The organism is Streptomyces iconiensis, from assembly GCF_028657195.3.
In the GTDB taxonomy this organism is placed as follows: Bacteria; Actinomycetota; Actinomycetes; order Streptomycetales; family Streptomycetaceae; genus Streptomyces; species Streptomyces iconiensis.
Genome location: NZ_JANCPR020000018.1, coordinates 25,393 through 44,284, shown reverse-complemented (window position 1 = coordinate 44,284; position 18,892 = coordinate 25,393). Strand labels below are relative to the sequence as shown.

Sequence of the window (18,892 nt, the reverse complement as noted above, 5' to 3'; positions counted from 1 at the left end):
CCTCCCCGGGTCGTGTGGGCCCGGGGACGGGGTTCCCGGGCCCACAGGGCCGTGTCAGCGGGGTTCGGTGAGCGGCTCGGTGGCCGGGGGTGCGGCGGGAGGCAGGGTGGCCTCCTCCGGGAGCGGGTCGTCGTTGAGGGAGTCGACCACGGCGTCGCCCTCCGGGTTGCGTTCGGGCCTGACCAGGCCGATGACGACGTACAGGACGAGCGAGGTCAGCAGCGGAGAGCTTACGGTCACCGTCTCGCTCGCGTCCGGTACGCCCCAGTAGAGCCAGGCCCAGACGGCGAGGCCGCCCGCCCAGGAGCCGATGGCCGCCAGCGGACCGTGGCGCTTGAACCAGGGCAGCAGGCCGAGCATCAGCGGGATGGAGATGGGCCCCATGGTCGCGGCGACGATGCTGACGACGACGGTCATGATGAACCCGTTGGGGTCTGAGAAGAGCGCGAACCCCATGCTCACCGTCACGAACGCGACCGTGGTGACGCGCGCGAACAGCAGCGCCGAACGGTCCGAGAGCGCACGGAGGCGGGGCATGATCGCGGGTGCGAGGTCGCGGGTGATGACAGCGGTGATGACGTTGGAGTCGGAGGCGACCATGGCCATCGTGTGCGAGAAGAAGCCCGCCAGTAGCAGCCCGATGAGGCCGGTCGGCAGGAGTTCCTGGGCGAGCTTGATGTAGGACTGCTCGCCGTTCTCCAGGCCGGGCACGATGAGCGGCGCCGCGATCATCGGGATGAAGAGGATGAGCGGCCAGACCAGCCACAGCGCGCTGGAGAGCAGCGCCGACTTCTTCGCGCGGGTGCCCGAGGGCGCGGACATGTAGCGCTGCGCGAGGTTCCACATGCCGCCGTTGTACTCAAAGGTCTTCACGAGCAGGAACGCCATGATCAGGCCGGTGGAGACGGTGCCGTTGACCGGGTCGGAGTGCCCTTCCGGCAGGTCGCCCCACATCGTCCACAGCGAGGAGACGCCGCCGAGGTGTGCCATGACGGCGATGAGCATGGCGATACCGGCGACGGCCTGGATGATGAACTGGCCCAGGTCGGTGAGGACATCGGCCCACAGCCCGCCGAACGCCATGTAGAACATCGTGCACACGCCGGTGAGCCCGATGCCCCAGGCGAGCGGGAGGTCGGCGAAGCCCTGGAGCAGCACCGCGATGGCGACCCACTTGGCCGCGATGTCGACCACCTTGAGCAACGCGCCGCTGTAGGCGAGCACTTGCTGCGTGGGCAGGTTGTAGCGGACCGCGAGGTAGGCCAGCGGGGAGTTGACTCCATGCTTGGCGCGGAGCCTGTTCCAGCGGGGTGCGAAGAGGAAGGCCCCGACACCGATGCCGAGGCCGATGGTGAGGGGCCACCAGAAGTAGACGGTGATCCCGTAGTCGTACGCGACGGCGGCGAACGTCACGAACATGATGGCGCTGTATCCGGACATGTGGTGAGAGATCCCGGAGAGCCACCACGGTATGCGACCGCGCGCGGTGAAGAAGTCCGCGACGTTCTCGATGCGCCTCGTCGACCACAGGCCGATCGCGACCATCACGCAGAAATAGGCGGCGACTACGACCCAGTCCAATCCGGACATGGCGGCTCCCCTGGTTCATTCATATGAACATGTGCCAGATCGCTGAACAGGCCGTCACACTAGAAGTGCCCTATAGGCCCGTCAAGACTGTGCACGGCGCGAAACCCCCGCTGGTTCATATCCATGTCGGTGGACGTGAACCAGCGGGGGGTACACGGGGGTTGGGAGGTCTGCGGGTCGAGGTCCCGCGCGTTGGAGGTGGGCCGCGCGCTGTGAGGCGGGCCGCGCGTCGGAGGCGGGCCGCGCGTCGGAGGCGGGCCGCGCGTCGGAGGCGGGCCGCGCGTCGGAGGCGGGCCGCGCGTCGGAGGCGGGCCGCGCGTCGGGCCGAGCCGCGCGGCGGAGACGGGAGGTCCGCGCGTCGGCGGGCCCGGGGAGAGGGCGGCGCCGGAGAGCGGGACCGCTGCCAGGAGCGTGCCGGCTACCTGTTGTGTGTCGCGCCGGCCGCGCCGTTCTCCACGAGGCGGGCCCACTGCGCGACGACCCGCTCCCGGCGCGCGCTGTCATCGGTGAGCAGGTTGGCCAGGCCCAGGCCGCGTGCCATGTCGAGCAGGCCCTGCACGGTCTCCCGTACGCCGGGCTCCCGCTCGTCGGCGCCGAGGAGCCTGACCGCCATACGGTGCGTCTCGCGGCCGATACGGGCCTCCAGCGCCGTCACACGGGGCTCCAACTGCGGCTCGTTGGAGGCGGCGACCCACAGGTGCAGTGCCGCGCGGAACAGCGGGCCCGTGTAGAGGCCCACCAGCGTCTCCACGGCCGCCTGCGTCGAGGCGCGCGGCGGCAGTTCGCGCAGGGCGCGCGAGCGTTCCTCGGCGACGTACTCGACGGCGGCCGTGAACAGGTCCTCGCGGGTGGGGAAATGGTGCTGCGCCGCACCTCGCGAGACGCCCGCGTGCTCGGCGACCACGGTGACCGTGCTGCCCGACCAGCCGTGCTCGGCCAGGCAGGTCACGGCCGACTCCAGCAGCCGCTGCCGCGTGGCGCGGCTGCGGTCCTGCTTGGGCGCCGCACCACGGACGTTCACCGCTCGGGCGTTTGCCGCACTGCCCATTCAGCATCCCGTCGTTCGAGGAAGGCGCTCATGCCCTCTCGGGCCTCATCCGACGCGAAGAGCCGCGCCGACAGGTCAGCGAGGGTATCGGTTTCGCGGTCGAACGCGGCCAGCACCTCCCTTGTGACCAGCTTCTTCGACTCCGCGAGGCCCTGCGGCGAGCCTCGTCGCAGCCCGTCGAGCACGGGCGCGAGCGCCGCTTCGGGGTCGTCGGCCGCCAGCGTCACCAGGCCGATACGGGCCGCCTCTTCCGGCCCGAACCTCTCCCCCGTCAAGTAGTAGCGCGCCGCCGCCCGCGGGTCCATGCGGGGTAGCACCGGCATCGAGATCACGGCCGGCGCCACGCCGATGCGTGCCTCAGTGAACGCGAACGTCGCGTCCGGGCCCGCCGCGGAGATGTCGCACGCCGCGAGGAGGCCCGTACCGCCGGCGCGTACGTGGCCCTGGACTCGGGCCACTACGGGTTTGGGGAAGGCGACCACCGTGCGGAGGAGGGTTGCCAGGGCCTTGGGGGCTGAGGTTGGTGGCTGGCCGCCCTGTGGCTGTGCCTGGCCCTGTGGTTGGTCCTGTGCCTGCGCCTGTCCCTGTGGTTGGTCCTGTGCCTGCGCCTGTCCCTGTGGTTGGTCCTGTGCCTGCGCCTGTCCCTGTGGTTGGTCCTGTGCCTGCGCCTGTCCCTGTGGTTGGTCCTGTGCCTGCACCTGTCCCTGTGGTTGGTCCTGTGCCTGCGCCTGTCCCTGTGGTTGGTCCTGTGCCTGCACCTGCGCCTGCGGCTTGGCTTGCGCCTGTACCTGCGCCTGTACCTGTGGCTGCGGCTGTGCCTGTACCTCTGTCAGGTCGGCGCCTGCGCAGAACGTGTTGCCTGTGTGCGTGAGCAGTACCGCGCGGGTCGCCGTGTCTTCCGCGGCCTCAGCGAGTGCCGCGTACAACTCGGCGACCAGCGCGGACGACAGCGCGTTGCGGTTGTGCGGCGAGTCCAGTGTGAGTGTGGTGATGCCCTCGGCCCGTGCCACGCGGATCAATGGCTCGCCCATCAGTACGACTTGGGGAGGCCGAGGGACTGGTGGGAGACGTAGTTGAGGATCATCTCCCGGCTCACGGGCGCTATCCGTGCCACCCGTGACGCCGTGATCAGTCCTGCGAGGCCGTACTCGCGCGTCAGCCCGTTGCCGCCGAGCGTGTGCACGGCCTGGTCGACGGTACGCACGCATGCCTCGGCCGCCGCGTACTTCGCCATGTTCGCGGCCTCACCCGCGCCGACGTCGTCGCCCTCGTCGTACAGACGCGCCGCCTTCTGCATCATCAGCCGTGCGCACTCCACCTCGATGTGCGCCTGCGCCAGGGGGTGCGCGATGGCCTGATGCGCGCCGATCGGCTCTTTCCACACCTGTCGGGTGCGTGCGTAGTCGAGTGCGCGGCCCATCGCGTAGCGCGCCATGCCCAGGGCGAAGGCCGCTGTCATGATGCGTTCCGGGTTCAGTCCGGCGAACAGCTGTAGCAGGCCCGCGTCCTCGTCGCCGACGAGTGCGTCCTTGGGTAGGCGTACGTCGTCCAGTACCAGTTCGAACTGTTTCTCCGGGGCGCCGATCTCCATGTCGATCTCGTTCCGCGAGAACCCTGGCGCGTCTCTCGGGACGATGAACAGGCATGGCTTCAGCTTGCCTGTCCTCGCGTCCTCCGTGCGTCCCACGATGAGTGTCGCTTCCGCGATGTCCACGCCCGAGATGAACACTTTGCGGCCTGTCACCAGCCAGTCGCCCGTCGCTGGGTCGCGACGGGCTGTGGTGGTGATGCGGTGGGAGTTCGAACCGGCGTCTGGTTCTGTGATGCCGAACGCCATTTTTCGGGTGCCGTTCGCTAGCGTGGGCAGCCATTCGTTCTTTTGTGCTTCTGTGCCGAAGCGGGATATTACTGTGCCGCAGATTGCTGGTGAGACCACCAGCATGAGGAGGGGGCAGCCTGCTGCTCCCAGCTCCTCCAGGACTATGGAGAGTTCTTGGATGCCGGTGCCTCCGCCGCCGTACTCCTCGGGGAGGTTCACTCCTAGGTAGCCTAGTTTGGCTGCCTCTGCCCATAGTTCGTCTGTGTGTTTGCCTTCGCGTACTACGTCCGCGAAGTAGTCGCGGCCGTAGCGGGTTCCTAGGGCGGATACCGCTTCGCGTAGTGCGGTTTGTTCTTTTGTCTCCATGAGCGGTGTCATGTTGTGCCTTCCACTTGTGGTGGGTGGGCTGTTTTTATATGGGGCTTTGCCCCGTGCCCCGTTGTGGTTCCTGTGGTTTCACCCCAGGTTGCTGTTTTCTTGTATATGGGGCTTCGCCCCTTTCCCCGTTGGCCTCGCCGGCCGGGCGTCGGGGGGCTCCTCCCCCAGACTCCGTCCGGGGGGACCCCCACCCGGCGCCCCCCGCCAAAAGGGGCTTCGCCCCCTCTGGACTCCCCCGCCCGTATCGGGGCCGGCCCTGAAGTCGAGTCCGAGGGGGGCACGTTCGGGGCCGCCCTGGGGGGGCGGGGCGGGGGCGGCATCGCTTGCGGGGGGTGGGCTTCAGGCGCGCATTGTTTCCGTCAGGGGGGTGGGGTCTGTGGTGGGGGCTGTGCAGATGAAGTGGTGGCAGACGTAGGCGGTGGGGCTGCCGTTGATGAGGTCGCGGTCGCGGAGCAGGGGGACCGAGGACTCGCCTGGCGTGCCCAGGGCAACTACCGCGCCGGGGGCGGCCGACAGGAGGGCCGCTCGGTGCAGGGGGGTGACCTCGGGTGGGGTGCCGAGGACGGCGACCTCGCGGGGGCCGTCCAGGAGGGCCTCTCCTACGGCTAGGCCCCAGCCGATGAAGCGGGGCGCGCGGGAGGCGAGGGCGCGTACGACGCCCAGGGAGCGGGAGGCCACGTCGCGGTGCCGGTCCTCGCCTGTGTAGGCGGCGTACGAGAGGAGGGCGCCGGCGGCGGCATTCCAGCCGGAGGGTACGGCGTTGTCGGTGGGGTCCTGGGGGCGCCGGATGAGGCGTTCCGCGTCGTCGGCGGTGTCGTAGAGCGTGCCGTCTTCGGCGGCGAACCGGTCGATGACGGTGTCCAGCAGGGTGCCGGCCCTTTGCAGCCACTCTTCTTCGCCGGTGACGGCGTACAGCGCGAGGTAGCCCTCGGAGGCGTCGGCGTAGTCCTCCAGTACGCCTGCGCTGGTGCCGGGGGCGCCGTCGCGTGAGGTCCGTACGAGGCGGCGGCCCTCGTCGTGGGTGTGCAGGTCGGCCAGGAGCCGCGCGGCGGCGCGTGCGGCGTCCACGAGGTCGTCGCGGTCGAAGTAGGCGCCGGTCTCGGCGAGCGCGGCGATGGCGAGCCCGTTCCACGCGGTGACGACCTTGTCGTCGCGTGCGGGGCGCGGGCGGGAGGCGCGGGCTTCGAAGAGGCGCTTGCGTGCGGAGTCCAGGCGGGTGGCGTCCGTCAGGGGTTCCCCGGTGTCGGGGAGTTGGAGTACGGAGGCGCCGCCTTCGAAGGTGCCTTCCTCGGTGACGCCGAAGGCGGAGGCCGCCGGCGCGGCGTCCTCGGGTCCCAGGGCCGCCGCGAGTTGCGCGGGTGTCCACACGTAGTAGGCGCCTTCGGCGTGGCCGCCCTCGCCGTCGTCGCTGTCGGCGTCCAGCGCGGAGGCGAACCCGCCCTCGCTGGTGGCGAGTTCGCGCACCATGAAGTCGGCGGTTTCCAGTGCGACGCGGCGTGCCTGCTCGGAGCCGGTGGAGCGCCACAGGTGTGCGTAGACGCGGCAGAGCAGCGCGTTGTCGTAGAGCATCTTCTCGAAGTGCGGAACGATCCATTCGGCGTCCACGGAGTAGCGGGCGAAGCCGCCGCCCAGCTGGTCGTAGATGCCGCCGCGTGCCATGGCCTCGCAGGTGGCCTCGACCATCTGGAGCGCGCCTTCGGAGCCGGTGCGCGCGTGGTGGCGCAGCAGGAACTCCAGGGCCATCGCGGGCGGGAACTTCGGCGCACCGCCGAAGCCCCCGTGTGCGGCGTCGAACTCCCGGGTGAGTCCCAGCAGCGCGGCGCCCATTTCCTCAGCACCGGGCGGCCCGGGCTCGCCGGCGCCGAGGGCGATGGTGCGTTCGGACAGGTCACGGGTGATGCGGGAGGCGACGTCCGTGACCTCTCCGCGCCGGTCCTGCCATGCGGCCCGTACGCCCTCCAGTACCTGCTGGAACGCGGGCATGCTGTGGCGGGGCACCGGCGGGAAGTACGTACCGAAGTAGAACGGCTCGCCGTCCGGCGTCAGGAACACCGTCATCGGCCAGCCGCCCTGGCCTGTCGCCGCCTGTACGGCCTCCATGTAGACGGCGTCCACGTCGGGGCGCTCCTCGCGGTCCACCTTGACCGCCACGAAGTGCGCGTTCAGCAGCTCGGCCGTCGCCTCGTCCTCGAAGCTCTCCCTGGCCATGACATGGCACCAGTGGCAACTCGCGTATCCCACGCTCAGCAGCACGGGGACGCCACGGCGCCGCGCCTCCTCGAAGGCGGCGGGCGACCAGGGCCACCAGTCGACGGGGTTTTCGGCGTGCTGGAGGAGATACGGGGAGGTCTCGTCCGCGAGTCGGTTGGCCATGGCCCCATGGTCGCGCACCGACAGGGACCCGCGCGCTACGGGGCGTGCCCGTCAGGAGTGCGGGGCGCGGGCTCCGCCGGAGGACTCCCAGCCGGCCACCGCGAGGGCGCGGTAGGCGGTGTAGGCGGAGGCGGGGTCGCCCTCGTCGACCCAGGGGAGGGCGCCGACGTGGCCGTCGACGGCGGCGAGGGCCTCCATGGCCTCGGCATAGCGTTCGGCGCGTACGAGGAACCAGACGAGGAGGTGCAGGACGTGAGGGCGTACGGGGTGGTCGTCCTCGACCTGGTCGACGGCGTACTCGGCGGCCTCGATGGCGTGCCGGATGTCCTCGCTCTGGTAGAGCCCGCGCACCATGTTGACCTCGGGCAGGTGCGTGTACGTCGCGAAGAGCGGCAGTGCGGGCAGCAGCGTGCCGTCGGGGGCCTGTCCGGCCGCCGTACGCGCGAAGGCGTCGGCCTGTTCCCTGGAGCCGGCGGATTTCGCCGACCAGTAGGGCAGCGCCGCCAGGTGCGCGCCCATGTGGTGCGGTGCATGGCGGCGGACGGTGGACCACAGGGACTCGAAGTCGGCCTCGCGGTATCCGAGGTGGCGCGCGATGAACAGTTCCGTGATGTACGGCGTCGGGTCGGAGGGCGCGAGCTTCGCGGCGTCGTGCGCGACGTTGCGTGCCTCCTCCAGGATGATGCGGCGGTCGTCGGAGGAGGGGTCGGCGAGGGCCTGGAAGACGAGAAATTGCGCGTAGACCTGTGCCCCGCCGTGGTCGCGGGGCTGCTGGGAGCGCCAGTCCCGCAGCCAGCCGGCGTCCTGCTGTACCGGCTTCTTGGCGAACGAGACGGCGCCGGCCTGCCCCGCGCTCTCGTCGGCCGACAGTGCCCCCGCCTCGCGGGCCCGCGCCAGTTCCATGGCCGCGGCGCCCGCCAGGGACTGCACGCGCTGCCAGCGCAGCTCGTACTCGTCGCCCGTGAACGCGAGGAGCCGCGCGACGGGCTGCCAGTCCTGGGTGCGCTGGGTCTCCTCCAGCGCCTCCACCAGGTCACGGTCGGGCCCTGGCAGCCGCACGTCGAGCTGGTCGGAGGGCACGAACCCGTAACCGGCCGTCGGGTCGACGGCCTGGAACACGCCCCTGTGCGCGTCCTGGCGCAGCCGCCTGCGGCGCATCGCGGGGTAGGCCACCACACCGAAGATGGCGGCGAGGGCGATCAGGAGGAGCAGGGCTTCCATGGCGTCGGGTCTCCACGCTGTGTTCGGGACGGTCGGAGGGGAGGCTCGGTGCTGTGCGGACTACTGGCGGTGCGGGTGCTGCCGGGGCGGCCTCATGGAGTGCGCCCCTTCCTCCACCGTACGGCCCACTAGTCTCGCTCTCATGAGTGAGCAGCGCGACAACGGCATCGACAGCGGCGGACACGGCGGCGGGAGCCCGGGCGGGTTCGAGACCCTCGCCATTCACGCGGGGCAGACCGCCGATCCCGCGACAGGGGCGGTCGTACCGCCGATCTACCAGGTATCCACGTACAAGCAGGACGGCGTCGGCGGGCTGCGCGGCGGCTACGAGTACAGCCGTTCCGCGAATCCGACCCGTACGGCGCTGGAGGAGAATCTCGCGGCACTGGAGGGCGGCAGGCGCGGTCTCGCCTTCGCCTCGGGGCTCGCGGCCGAGGACTGCCTGCTGCGTACGCTCCTCACTCCGGGCGATCACGTGGTGATCCCGAACGACGCGTACGGCGGCACCTTCCGGCTGTTCGCGAAGGTCGTCGAGCGGTGGGGCGTGGAGTGGTCGGTCGCCGACTCCTCCGACCCGGCGGCCGTGGCCGCCGCGCTGCGTGAGCGGACGAAGGTGGTGTGGGTGGAGACCCCGTCCAACCCGCTGCTCGGCATCACCGACATCGCCGCCGTCGCCGACGTGGCGCACGGCGCGGGCGCGAAGCTCGTCGTGGACAACACCTTCGCCAGCCCGTACCTCCAGCAGCCGCTCGCGCTGGGAGCCGATGCCGTCGTGCACTCCACGACGAAGTACATGGGCGGCCACTCCGATGTCGTCGGCGGTGCGCTCGTCGTCTCCGACCCGGAGCTGGGCGACCAACTCACCTTCCACCAGAACGCGATGGGCGCCATCGCCGGGCCCTTCGACGCGTGGCTCGTCATGCGCGGCATCAAGACGCTCGCCGTCCGCATGGACCGGCACAGTGCCAACGCGACGCGCGTCGCGCAGCTGCTGTCGGCACACCCGAAGGTGACCGAGGTCTTCTACCCCGGGCTGCCCTCGCACCCGGGGCACGAGATCGCAGCCAAGCAGATGCGGTCCTTCGGCGGCATGGTGTCCTTCCGTGTCAGCGGCGGCGAGGAGGCGGCCGTGCGCGTCTGCGACCGGGCACGACTGTTCACGCTGGGTGAGTCGCTCGGCGGCGTCGAGTCGCTCATCGAGCACCCGGGCCGTATGACGCACGCCTCGGTGGCGGGCTCGGCGCTGGAGGTGCCCCAGGACCTCGTACGCCTCTCGGTCGGCATCGAGACCCCCGAAGACCTCCTCGCGGACCTCACCCAGGCACTGGACTAAGAGGCACCGGACCAGGAAGAGCGCTCCTCGGCTCCTCTTTTACCTCTTCTGCCTATTCCTCCTCTTTCAGTCCGCTTTCTCCGTCTTTTCCGTACGCGTTCTCTTCCCGGTCAAGCCGCCGGGGAGAGAACGGGTACGGGGGCCCAAATCCCCTTCGCTGTCCGTTGTTCGGCCTGTCATGGCTGAGTAACAAGGGGGAGGGATTGATTGAGGGGGCGACCTTCCCCGTGTTCGACTGAATTCAGGTTGAGCGGTTCATCGGTCATGGACACAGGAGGAGGAAGCCATGCAGCGTCCCCGCGTACGGGAAAACGGGAAGACCTCCGAGAGGTCGAGAATTTCACGGCGGCTGCTGCTCGGTGCTTCCGGTGCCGCACTTCTCACAGCGGGATGCAGCACGGAAGGGGGAAGCACGGAGGGGGGAAGCAAGACTTCCGGCGAGAAGCCCGGGCTGGGCTCGAAAGCACAGGGCGGGTCGAAAGGTCCCCCCTCGGGGCCGAGTGGCGTACTGGGCGCCAATTTCAACGAAGATCCCAGCGACATGCGTTTCTCGCATCTGGAAGGGCTCTCGGCGAGCTGGGTGCGCGGATTCATCCCCGTACCGGAGGCCGACAAGGGCCCGGCGGAGCGCCAGGCCGCGGTGGCCACACTGCTCGACGCGAGCAAGCAGGGATACGGCACGATCCTGTCGCTGAAGTTCCCTTACCAGGAAGAGGAGTTCCCCAGGGCCGGCAGCAGGCTCATGGGCGCCGAACTCACGCGCGTGGAGAAAGTGCTGCGTGCCGCGATGGGCAAGGTGGACATCCTGACCATCGGCAACGAGCCCTTCCTCGAAAGCCAGAACCGCGGTCCCGCGCTCAACGCCTTCTACGAGCACGTGGCGCAGCACGTCATCGCGTACCGCAAGACGCATTTCAAGGGGCATTGCAGGACCCGCCTCTACATGGGCGCGCTCAACCATCTGGACGATCCGGAGAAGCAGACCGAAAGCACCGAGCGCTGGCTGACATTCGTCCACGACACACCTCAGATCGAGGGCGTCGACATCCATCCTCACGTGGCCTCGCTCGCCGACAGCAAGAAGTATCTGGACCATGTGGTCGGGCGCCTTCGGGACGACCAGAAATTCCTCGCCACGGAATTCTCCCTCGTGCTGCTCTGGGAGCAGCACATGGCGGACAGGATTCCGGCCCGTTTCGCCGAGCGTTATGACGACGTGGACCCGGAGACGCGGGTGTGGCAACTGCTCAAGGCGGCTGTCGCTCATCCCTTCCCGCAGGAGAAGTGGAACGCGTTTCTCGCCCTGAGCCCCTGGTTCAACGAGAACCGGCACTATCTGCGGGACCAGGTGCGGCAGTTCCGTGAAACCGGAAAGCTCGCCGTGGCCACGTACGGCGTCGTGCAGGCCGACGCCATGGTGGAGAGGATCACCGCCCACAAGAAGCCGTGGATGCTCAACAGCCTGTACGCCACCCGCACCGTCCAGAAGCACGAGGACGGAACCGCGGGACGTAACCAGTCGTGGTTCAAGGACTTCAGGGAACTCCAGCGGGCCAGTGACCGCCGACCGGTCGACACGGGCGAGACCCCCACCTGATGAGCGGCCCGCAGCGGGCGGGCTACCAGCCGCGCGTCGGTGAGGTCGCGGGGGGCGGCGTGGACCAGGGTTCGGCCGTGAGGGCCCACACGCCGAGGCCGAGCAGGACGGCGACGAGAAGCACGCACACCGCGAGGTGAAGGAGCCTGCGGCGTCGTACCAGGCGGGCGCCGAGCACCAGCGCCCGCTCGGCGAGATCGGGCGGCAGCGGCAGTACGGGTGCCTCCAACAGCCGCCGCACTTCGGCCTCTTTGCGGTCGGGCAGCTTCACAGCGCTCCCTCCGCCTCGCGCAGGGCCGACGGCAGCGGCGCCGCGCCCCTGCTGAGCATCGCCGCCATCGCACGCGAGCACAGCGCGCGTACCCGTTCGACGGGAAGGCCCAGCCCGGCGGCTGTCTGCTCCTCAGCGACGCCCTCGTACAGGCGCAGGACGAGCACCAACCGCTCCTGGGGCGAGAGGATTCCGAGCAGCCCGCCCCGCGAGCGGCGGTAGCGCCAGGCGGTGTGGGCGAAGCGGGCGGCGAGTTCCTGACGGGTGTGGTCGTAGGGGTCCTCGCCCCGCAGCCGCGTCCAGTCGGCGCAGGTGTGCGCCAGCGCACCGACGAGCAGGCGCTGCGCTCCTGGCGCAGCGCCTGGCGGTTCGGCCGTGAGCAGCGTGGCAGCATGCAGCAGCCTGCCACCCGCGCCCGCGACGAACGCCTCGAACTCCCGGGCGCGGGCGCGCTCTTGCCGTGCACGACGCTCTCGCACTCAGCACGCCTCCTGCCGCCTATAGGACGGCAGGCGCGCTGATCAAATCAAGAGGCGGGAGCGTCCTGACCTCCGCCGGAGGGAGGCTCGGGCGGGTTGCTGAGGCTTGCGGGGTTGAGGTCGAGCATCGCGGTGTTGAAGCGGGTGAGGAGCGAGCAGAAGGTCTCACGCTCCTCTTCGCTCCAGCCCGTCGTGATCAGTTCCATGAGCCTGCGCCGCGAGGAGCGGACCTCCTCCAGCCTCGACTCGCCCCGCGGCGAGAGCTGGAGGACGACCGCGCGGCCGTCCTCCGGATGCGAGGTCCGCTTGACCAGGCCCGACTCGACGAGCGGCGCGACCTGCCTGGTCACGGTCGAGGAGTCGATACCCATACCGGCCGCGAGCGCCTTGACGCCCATCGGCCCTTCCTGGTCGAGCCTGTTGAGCAGGAGGTAGGCCGCGCGGTCCATCGAGTTGCGGGCGTGGCCGAGGCCGCCGAGGCGTGTCTGCTCAGCGCGCCGCGCGTACACGGCGAGCTGATGCTGCAAGGCGTCGAGAACGGCGGGCTCGTTGAGGGCTGCTGCCTCGTCTGGCGCCGTGTGGTCGTCGTCTGTCATGTCTGTCGTCATGTCCGGGTGCGTGGGCATGGCCGGGGTGCTCGCTTCTTCGGGTCTGCGGACGTGTTCCAGGTGGACGTGTTCCAGGTGTTGCGGTGGTACGGCATCCGGGGGTGGTGGCCCAAAGGGTACGCGGACCGGGAGCCGCACGTACCGTCGCTGCACGAACCCGTGACCACGCGGACGACGGCACGTACGGACCGCGGGCCCTGAGCGGGCCCTGAGCGGGGGCCGTTACGGCGCGGTACGGCAGCGGGTACGGGGTGCCCGCCGCACTGTGGACTCGTCCGGCGGGCCCCCGCACCTGCTGCCAGACTGGCGTCATGGCCACCAGCGCAAGCGGGGGCGCGGCACCCGCATCCCTGCCCGTCTCCCTGGACGACGTACGCCTCGCACAGAAGACGCTGTCGGGCGTCGCGCGCACGACGGCGATCGAGGGCAGCCGTCATCTGTCCTCGCTGGTCGGCTCCCCGGTGCAGCTCAAGTGCGAGAACCTTCAGCGCACCGGCTCGTTCAAGCTGCGCGGCGCCTACGTACGCATCGCGGGGCTCTCGGCCGGCGAGCGGCGGCGGGGTGTGGTGGCGGCGAGCGCGGGCAACCACGCGCAGGGCGTGGCCCTGGCGGCCTCGCTGCTGGGGGTCCGTTCGACCGTGTTCATGCCGGTCGGCGCCCCGCTGCCGAAGGTGGCCGCGACGCGCGAGTACGGGGCGCGGGTGCGGATGCACGGTCAGGTGGTGGACGAGGCGCTGGAGGCGGCCAAGGAGTACGCGTACAGCACGGGCGCCGTGCTCATCCACCCGTTCGACCACTCCGATGTGGTGGCGGGCCAGGGCACGGTGGGGCTCGAACTGCTGGAGCAGTGCCCCGAGGTGCGCACGGTCGTGGTGGGGGTGGGCGGCGGCGGCCTGGTGGCGGGGATCGCGGTGGTGCTCAAGGCGCTGCGGCCCGACATCCGCGTGGTGGGGGTGCAGGCGGCGGGCGCGGCGGCCTACCCGGCTTCGCTGGCGGCCGGTGAGCCGGTGGCGCTCGATTCGCTCTCCACGATGGCGGACGGCATCAAGGTGGCGCGGCCGGGTGACATCCCGTTCGCCATCGCCGGCGCCCTGGTGGACGAGATCGTCACGGTGTCCGAAGACGCCCTGTCCAGCGCCCTGTTGCTCTGTCTCGAACGGGCCAAGATGGTGGTCGAGCCCGCGGGCGCGAGCCCTGTGGCCGCGCTGCTGTCGGCGCCCCGCAGCTTCGAGGGCCCTGTGACGGCCGTGCTGTCCGGCGGGAACGTGGACCCGTTGGTGCTCCAGCGGACGCTGCGGCACGGTATGGCGGCGGCGGGGCGCTACCTGTCGCTGCGGCTGCGGGTGCCCGACCGCCCCGGCGCCCTGGCAGCGCTCCTGAGGGAGTTGTCAGTGGTGGACGCTAATGTCCTCGACGTGAGCCATGTACGGACCGATCCACGGCTCGGGCTCGACGAGGCGGAGGTGGAACTGCACTTGGAGACGAAGGGTCCCGAGCACTGCGTCGATGTCTCCTCCTCGCTGAAGGCCGCCGGGTACAGGGTCATGAGCTGAGGCGGAGGCGGACCCGGCGCTCGCTCCGCCGACCCGACGCGAGGCGGTACGGGATGCCCGTGGACGGCGCGGGACACCCCGAGTAGACGCGAGCTATCGCGTATCGCTTGACGCGATGTATCGCGTCCCCACATACTGCTGAACGGCCGGGCCACGGGCCCGCCGCACTCCGTACATGCCGGAACTGTCCGACAGATCTAGCATCTTCATAGGTCCGGCATCCCTTTCCTTCACTCACCCACACTTCTGGGAGTCCACCAATGCCAGGTGCCATTTACGCCGAGGGTCTGGTGAAGACCTTCGGTGACGTGAGGGCTCTGGACGGCGTCGATCTCGACGTTCCCGAGGGCACCGTGCTCGGTCTGCTCGGGCCGAACGGCGCCGGGAAGACCACGGCGGTCCGCGTGCTCACCACGCTGCTCCGGCCCGACAGCGGCACGGCCGTGGTCGCCGGTATCGACGTGCTCAAGAACCCGACGGCGGTGCGCCGTTCGATCGGCCTGTCGGGACAGTTCGCCGCCGTCGACGAGTACCTGACGGGCCGTGAGAATCTGCAAATGGTCGGCCAGCTCTACCAGATGTCCGGACGCGACGCGAAGAAACGCGCGTGCGAACTCCTGGACCGCTTCAACCTCGCCGACGCGGCCGACCGTACGGCCAAGACGTACTCCGGCGGTATGCGCCGGCGCCTCGACCTGGCCGCCGCGCTCGTCGTCAGCCCGCCCGTGATGTTCATGGACGAGCCCACCACGGGGCTCGACCCGCGCAACCGGCAGGGCCTGTGGGAGGTCATCGAGGAACTCGTCGCCGGCGGCACCACCCTGCTGCTCACCACGCAGTACCTGGAGGAGGCCGACCGGCTGGCGCACGACATCGCCGTCGTCGACCACGGCAAGGTCATCGCACGCGGCACCTCCGACCAGCTCAAGGCTCAGACCGGCGGCGAGCGCATCGAAGTCGTCGTCCACGAGCGCGAACACATCGCCCCCGCCCGGGGCATCCTCGAACGGCACCAGCTCGGCGGCACCTCGCAGGGCGGCTGCACCGTCGAGGAACACACCCGCAAGCTGACCGTTCCGGTCTCCGGCGGCGCCAAGCTCCTCGCCGAGGTCATCCGCGAACTGGACACGGCGGGCATCGAGATAGACGACATCGGCCTGCGAAGGCCCACCCTCGACGACGTCTTCATCACGCTCACCGGCCACGCGGCCGAGGACGAGCCCGAGTTGAAGGCCGATGCGAAGCCCGGGACAGAGGAGGCCGCGAAGTGACCACCACCACGCAGCCGGCACCCACGACGGCAGCACCCAGAGGCCGCGGCGGGTTCCTGCAGTCCGTCACCGACTCCCTGGTGATGGCCAAGCGCAACCTGATCCGGATGATGCGGATCCCCGAAGTCGTCATCTTCGGGCTGATCCAGCCCATCATGTTCGTCGTGCTGTTCAGCTACGTCTTCGGCGGCTCCATCAAGGTCCCGGGCGCCGGCACCGATCCGAGCGCGTACCGCGAGTTCCTGATGGCCGGCATCTTCGCGCAGACCGTCACCTTCGCCACGGCGGGCGCGGGCGCGGGCATCGCCGAGGACATGCACAAGGGCCTCATCGACCGCTTCCGCTCCCTGCCCATGTCACGCGGCGCCGTCCTCACCGGCCGTACGCTCGCCGACCTCGTGCAGACGGCGCTCACCCTCGTCGTCCTCGCCGTCGTCGCCGCGCTCGTCGGCTGGCGCGCGCACGACGGCGTCCTCAACGCCCTCGCGGGCTTCGGGCTGCTGCTCCTGCTCGGTTACGCGTTCACATGGATCGGCGCGCTCATCGGGCTCACCGTGCGGACGCCAGAGGCGGCGACCTCGGGCGGACTGATCTGGCTGTTCCCGCTGACGTTCATCTCCGTCGCGTTCGTCCCCTCGCAGAACATGCCGTCGTTCCTCCAGCACATCGCCGAGTGGAACCCGTTCAGCGCGACGGTCGTCGCCTGCCGCGACCTGTTCGGGAACTTCCCCCCGAACTACCCCATCCCCGACGCCTGGCCGATGCAGCACCCGGTGCTGGCGTCCCTGATCTGGTCCGTGGTCATCATCCTCTTCTTCCGCACGCTGGCGGTACGCAAGTACAGGTCGGCGACCGTCTGAGCCGGCCTGCGGCCGGGTTGTGCTCCCGTAAGGGCCGGACGTCCGGCCCTTACGGGAGCACGTGCACGCGTGAGCGGCACTCGGCACTCGCCACTCGGCTGCCTAGCGCAGCGCGCCGGTGACGGTGTGGAAGAGGTCCGTCTGGTCGGTGACGCCCTGGACGCGGTCGGCACCGGGGCCCGAGGCGGCGATACGGACCTGGGTGCCGGTGTGTTCCTGCGCGGCGGCCGGGTCGTTGTTGGAGTAGCTGACCTGGAGCGGCCGGCCCTCGTCCGTGATCAGGGTCGAGGCGAGGCCGGCCGGCTTGGCGTCGGTGGGCACGATCTGGCTCGCGTGCGCGTGGTCGGCCGAGGTGACGACGAGCGTGTCGGGGTGCTTCCTGGCGTAGTCCCGGGCAACCTTCACGGCCCGGTCGAAGGCCACGGTCTCGCCGATCTGCCCGCAGGGGTCGGCCACGTGGTCCTGCTTGTCGATGGAGGCGCCCTCGACCTGGAGGAAGAAGCCCTTGCCCGGCTTCTTGCCGTGCCCCTTCACCTTCGCCTTCCCGTTCTTCCCCTTCTGCTGCGCCTCCAGCAGCTCGATCGCTCTGCTGGTCTGCCGCTCCAACGAGGGGGTGGTGTCCGGGCGTTCGGGGTTGCTGGTGGTGCAGCGCTGCGGGTCCGTACCGCCCCTGGCAGCGGGCTTGCCCGTCCACTCGACGGGGATGTCGCTCCGCGCGAAGAGCCCGAGCAGCGGTGTGCCGGGCGTGGCGGATTCGAGGCCACTCTTGTCCGTCACCAACCGGTATCCGGCCTTCCTGGCCTGCTCGGTGACGGTGCGGCCCTTGTGCGGCCCCTCGGTGACGGTCTGGTCGAAATGCTCCTTGCCGCCGCCCATGAGCACATCGGCGCCCGTGGTCACGGTCTGCTCGGCGATGGAGCCGCCCCCGCCCTGCCCGAGCGTGTCCCGGGGGCACTTCTTCATGTCGGCGGGGCCCTGGCAGCCGCGGTCGCGTACGTGCGCGTTCTGCACGGCGGGTGTGGCGTCCGTGAGGTCGGCGGTGGTGATGTTGCCGGTGGCGAGGCCCTTCTTCTTGGCCAGCTCCAGCATGGTGGGCAACGGCTTGTCGGTGCCGGGCGTCTTGGAGATACGTCCGTTCACCGTCTTGTTCCCCGTCGCCCAACCGGTGCCGCTGGCAGCGGAGTCGGTGACGTACTCCGGCTTGCCCTTCTCGTCGACCGAGTAGGTCGTATAGGCGCCTGTCCTGGGGAACCCGTCCATGTTCAGACGGCCGTTCGCACCGACGGTGTAGTCACGGGCGAGGGTGATCTCGGAGTCGCCCATGCCGTCGCCGATGAGCACGATGACGTTCTTGGCCTTGTGCCCGCTCGCCGGAGAGGCCGCCGCCGAACCCGCCGCCGTGGCTCCGGCCGATGCCCCCGCCGAGGCCGGCCCGCCGCCGGGAGTGGCCTGCGCGAGGGTCGGTACGGCGACGCCGGCAGCCAGCACGGCCGCCGTGCCCCAGGCAAGGCGGCGGCGGGTCGAGCGGGCGGGACGGGGCATGTTGCTGCTGGGCATGTGCGGTCCTCCGGTGCGAGTGGTGGTCCCCGTAACGGAGTCAAGGCCAACAGCTTGCCCTGTACAACTAATGCTTGGCGCATGTACGCCAGGTGAACAGGCCCACACCACGAACGACGGACGAACGCCGACGGGCAACGACGGGCAACGACGGGCAACGACGGGCAACGACGGGGACGACAACGCGCAGGACGCCGGGGACGCCGGGACGCCGGGGAACGGCGCGGAGGACGGCGGCGGACGACGACGGCTCCCGATCCGGCGCGGGGGCAGGGCAGGGCGGGACGAGGCGGGGCCCGGCGGGGGAACGACGAACGACCGGCGCGCTGTGCGCCGGTCGTTCGTGAGTGGGGCCTTCGCGGCCCTGGCTGCCTACTTCTCGTAGGGCTTCGCCCGCAGGATCCGCACGGAGGCCATCTTGCCGTTCGGCAGCTCGTACTCGGCGTCCTGACCGACCTTCTTGCCGTTCACACCGGTACCCAGCGGGGACTGCGGGGAGTACGTCTCGATGTCCGCGCTGGCGTATTCACGCGACGCCAGGAGGAAGGTGATCGTGTCGTCCTCGTCACCGTCGAAGGCGATCGTCACCACCATGCCGGGCTCCACGACGCCGTCGTCGGCGGGAGCCTCACCGACCTTGGCGTTGTCCAGGAGCTGCTGGAGCTGGCGGATCCGCAACTCCTGCTTGCCCTGTTCCTCCTTGGCCGCGTGGTACCCGCCGTTCTCGCGGAGGTCGCCCTCTTCGCGAGCCGCCTCGATCTTCTTGGAGATCTCGGTGCGTGCAGGACCCGACAGGTACTCCAGCTCGGCCTTGAGCTGGTGATACGCCTCCTGGGTCAGCCAGGTGACGTTGTCGCTGGTCTGGGTCACAGGTGCTCCTCGTCGGTACTGGTGGGAATATAAGCAATCGCCCTACCAAGAAGGCTGCGCCTTC

15 protein-coding genes and 2 pseudogenes are annotated in these 18,892 nt (G+C 70.0%); 5 read left to right on the top strand and 12 right to left on the bottom strand.

What is annotated here, in order from left to right:
- Positions 1–54: 54 nt before the first annotated feature.
- From NMN56_RS19150 to NMN56_RS19120, 7 genes and pseudogenes are all read right to left on the bottom strand, one after another.
- Positions 55–1,590 carry a sodium:solute symporter family protein gene (locus tag NMN56_RS19150; protein WP_274046084.1) on the bottom strand — a complete coding sequence of 512 codons (1,536 nt, stop codon included), beginning with the start codon at positions 1,588–1,590 and terminating at the stop codon, positions 55–57.
- Between the two features lie 418 nt (positions 1,591–2,008).
- Positions 2,009–2,638 (bottom strand): TetR/AcrR family transcriptional regulator, encoded by a 630-nt coding sequence (locus NMN56_RS19145; protein WP_274046083.1) that lies wholly within the window; start codon positions 2,636–2,638, stop codon positions 2,009–2,011.
- Positions 2,608–3,150, bottom strand: a pseudogene (locus NMN56_RS19140) (enoyl-CoA hydratase-related protein); the annotation flags it as partial. The pseudogene NMN56_RS19140 and the gene NMN56_RS19145, both read right to left, overlap by 31 nt.
- 243 nt (positions 3,151–3,393) lie before the next feature.
- Positions 3,394–3,669, bottom strand: a pseudogene (locus NMN56_RS19135) (enoyl-CoA hydratase-related protein); the annotation flags it as partial.
- Positions 3,669–4,835, bottom strand: a complete 1,167-nt coding sequence (locus NMN56_RS19130) for an acyl-CoA dehydrogenase family protein (RefSeq protein WP_274046082.1) — start codon at positions 4,833–4,835, stop codon at positions 3,669–3,671. The gene NMN56_RS19130 and the pseudogene NMN56_RS19135, both read right to left, overlap by 1 nt.
- A gap of 339 nt (positions 4,836–5,174) precedes the next feature.
- Complete coding sequence (locus NMN56_RS19125; protein WP_283742496.1) at positions 5,175–7,208, bottom strand: thioredoxin domain-containing protein; 2,034 nt, start codon at positions 7,206–7,208, stop codon at positions 5,175–5,177.
- Between the two features lie 51 nt (positions 7,209–7,259).
- Entirely contained in the window at positions 7,260–8,429 is a 1,170-nt protein-coding gene (locus tag NMN56_RS19120; RefSeq protein WP_274041017.1) for a hypothetical protein, read from the bottom strand.
- Between the two features lie 142 nt (positions 8,430–8,571).
- Here NMN56_RS19120 and NMN56_RS19115 point away from each other — a divergent pair, with 142 nt between their 5' ends.
- Positions 8,572–9,762, top strand: coding sequence for a cystathionine gamma-synthase (locus NMN56_RS19115; protein ID WP_274041018.1), 1,191 nt, complete (start codon positions 8,572–8,574; stop codon positions 9,760–9,762).
- Positions 9,763–10,303: 541 nt separating this feature from the next.
- Positions 10,304–11,359 carry a hypothetical protein gene (locus tag NMN56_RS19110; protein ID WP_274041019.1) on the top strand — a complete coding sequence of 352 codons (1,056 nt, stop codon included), beginning with the start codon at positions 10,304–10,306 and terminating at the stop codon, positions 11,357–11,359.
- A 22-nt stretch (positions 11,360–11,381) separates the two neighbouring features.
- On the opposite strand, the gene NMN56_RS19105 is transcribed toward NMN56_RS19110, so the two are convergent.
- The 3 genes from NMN56_RS19105 to NMN56_RS19095 are packed head-to-tail and all read right to left on the bottom strand — an operon-like array spanning position 11,382 to position 12,735.
- Complete coding sequence (locus NMN56_RS19105) at positions 11,382–11,630, bottom strand: hypothetical protein (RefSeq protein ID WP_274041020.1); 249 nt, start codon at positions 11,628–11,630, stop codon at positions 11,382–11,384.
- On the bottom strand, positions 11,627–12,109 hold the full coding sequence (locus NMN56_RS19100) for a sigma factor-like helix-turn-helix DNA-binding protein (protein WP_274041021.1): 483 nt from the start codon (positions 12,107–12,109) through the stop codon (positions 11,627–11,629). The genes NMN56_RS19105 and NMN56_RS19100 overlap by 4 nt, the downstream gene beginning before the upstream one ends.
- Before the next feature lie 47 nt (positions 12,110–12,156).
- Complete coding sequence (locus tag NMN56_RS19095; RefSeq protein WP_430542637.1) at positions 12,157–12,735, bottom strand: MarR family winged helix-turn-helix transcriptional regulator; 579 nt, start codon at positions 12,733–12,735, stop codon at positions 12,157–12,159.
- 293 nt (positions 12,736–13,028) lie between these two features.
- Between NMN56_RS19095 and ilvA the strand changes: the two genes are divergently transcribed.
- From ilvA to NMN56_RS19080, 3 genes are all read left to right on the top strand, one after another.
- Entirely contained in the window at positions 13,029–14,270 is a 1,242-nt protein-coding gene (gene ilvA / locus NMN56_RS19090; RefSeq protein WP_274041022.1) for a threonine ammonia-lyase, read from the top strand.
- A 260-nt stretch (positions 14,271–14,530) separates the two neighbouring features.
- The gene (locus NMN56_RS19085; protein ID WP_274041023.1) at positions 14,531–15,541 is read left to right on the top strand and encodes an ATP-binding cassette domain-containing protein; all 1,011 of its coding nucleotides are present in this window, start codon (positions 14,531–14,533) and stop codon (positions 15,539–15,541) included.
- Positions 15,538–16,401, top strand: a complete 864-nt coding sequence (locus NMN56_RS19080) for an ABC transporter permease (protein ID WP_430542636.1) — start codon at positions 15,538–15,540, stop codon at positions 16,399–16,401. The genes NMN56_RS19085 and NMN56_RS19080 overlap by 4 nt, the downstream gene beginning before the upstream one ends.
- A gap of 102 nt (positions 16,402–16,503) precedes the next feature.
- On the opposite strand, the gene NMN56_RS19075 is transcribed toward NMN56_RS19080, so the two are convergent.
- Positions 16,504–17,958 (bottom strand): alkaline phosphatase, encoded by a 1,455-nt coding sequence (locus NMN56_RS19075; protein ID WP_430542634.1) that lies wholly within the window; start codon positions 17,956–17,958, stop codon positions 16,504–16,506.
- A 372-nt stretch (positions 17,959–18,330) separates the two neighbouring features.
- Positions 18,331–18,828 carry a transcription elongation factor GreA gene (gene greA / locus NMN56_RS19070; protein WP_274041025.1) on the bottom strand — a complete coding sequence of 166 codons (498 nt, stop codon included), beginning with the start codon at positions 18,826–18,828 and terminating at the stop codon, positions 18,331–18,333.
- Between the last annotated feature and the right edge of the window lie 64 nt (positions 18,829–18,892).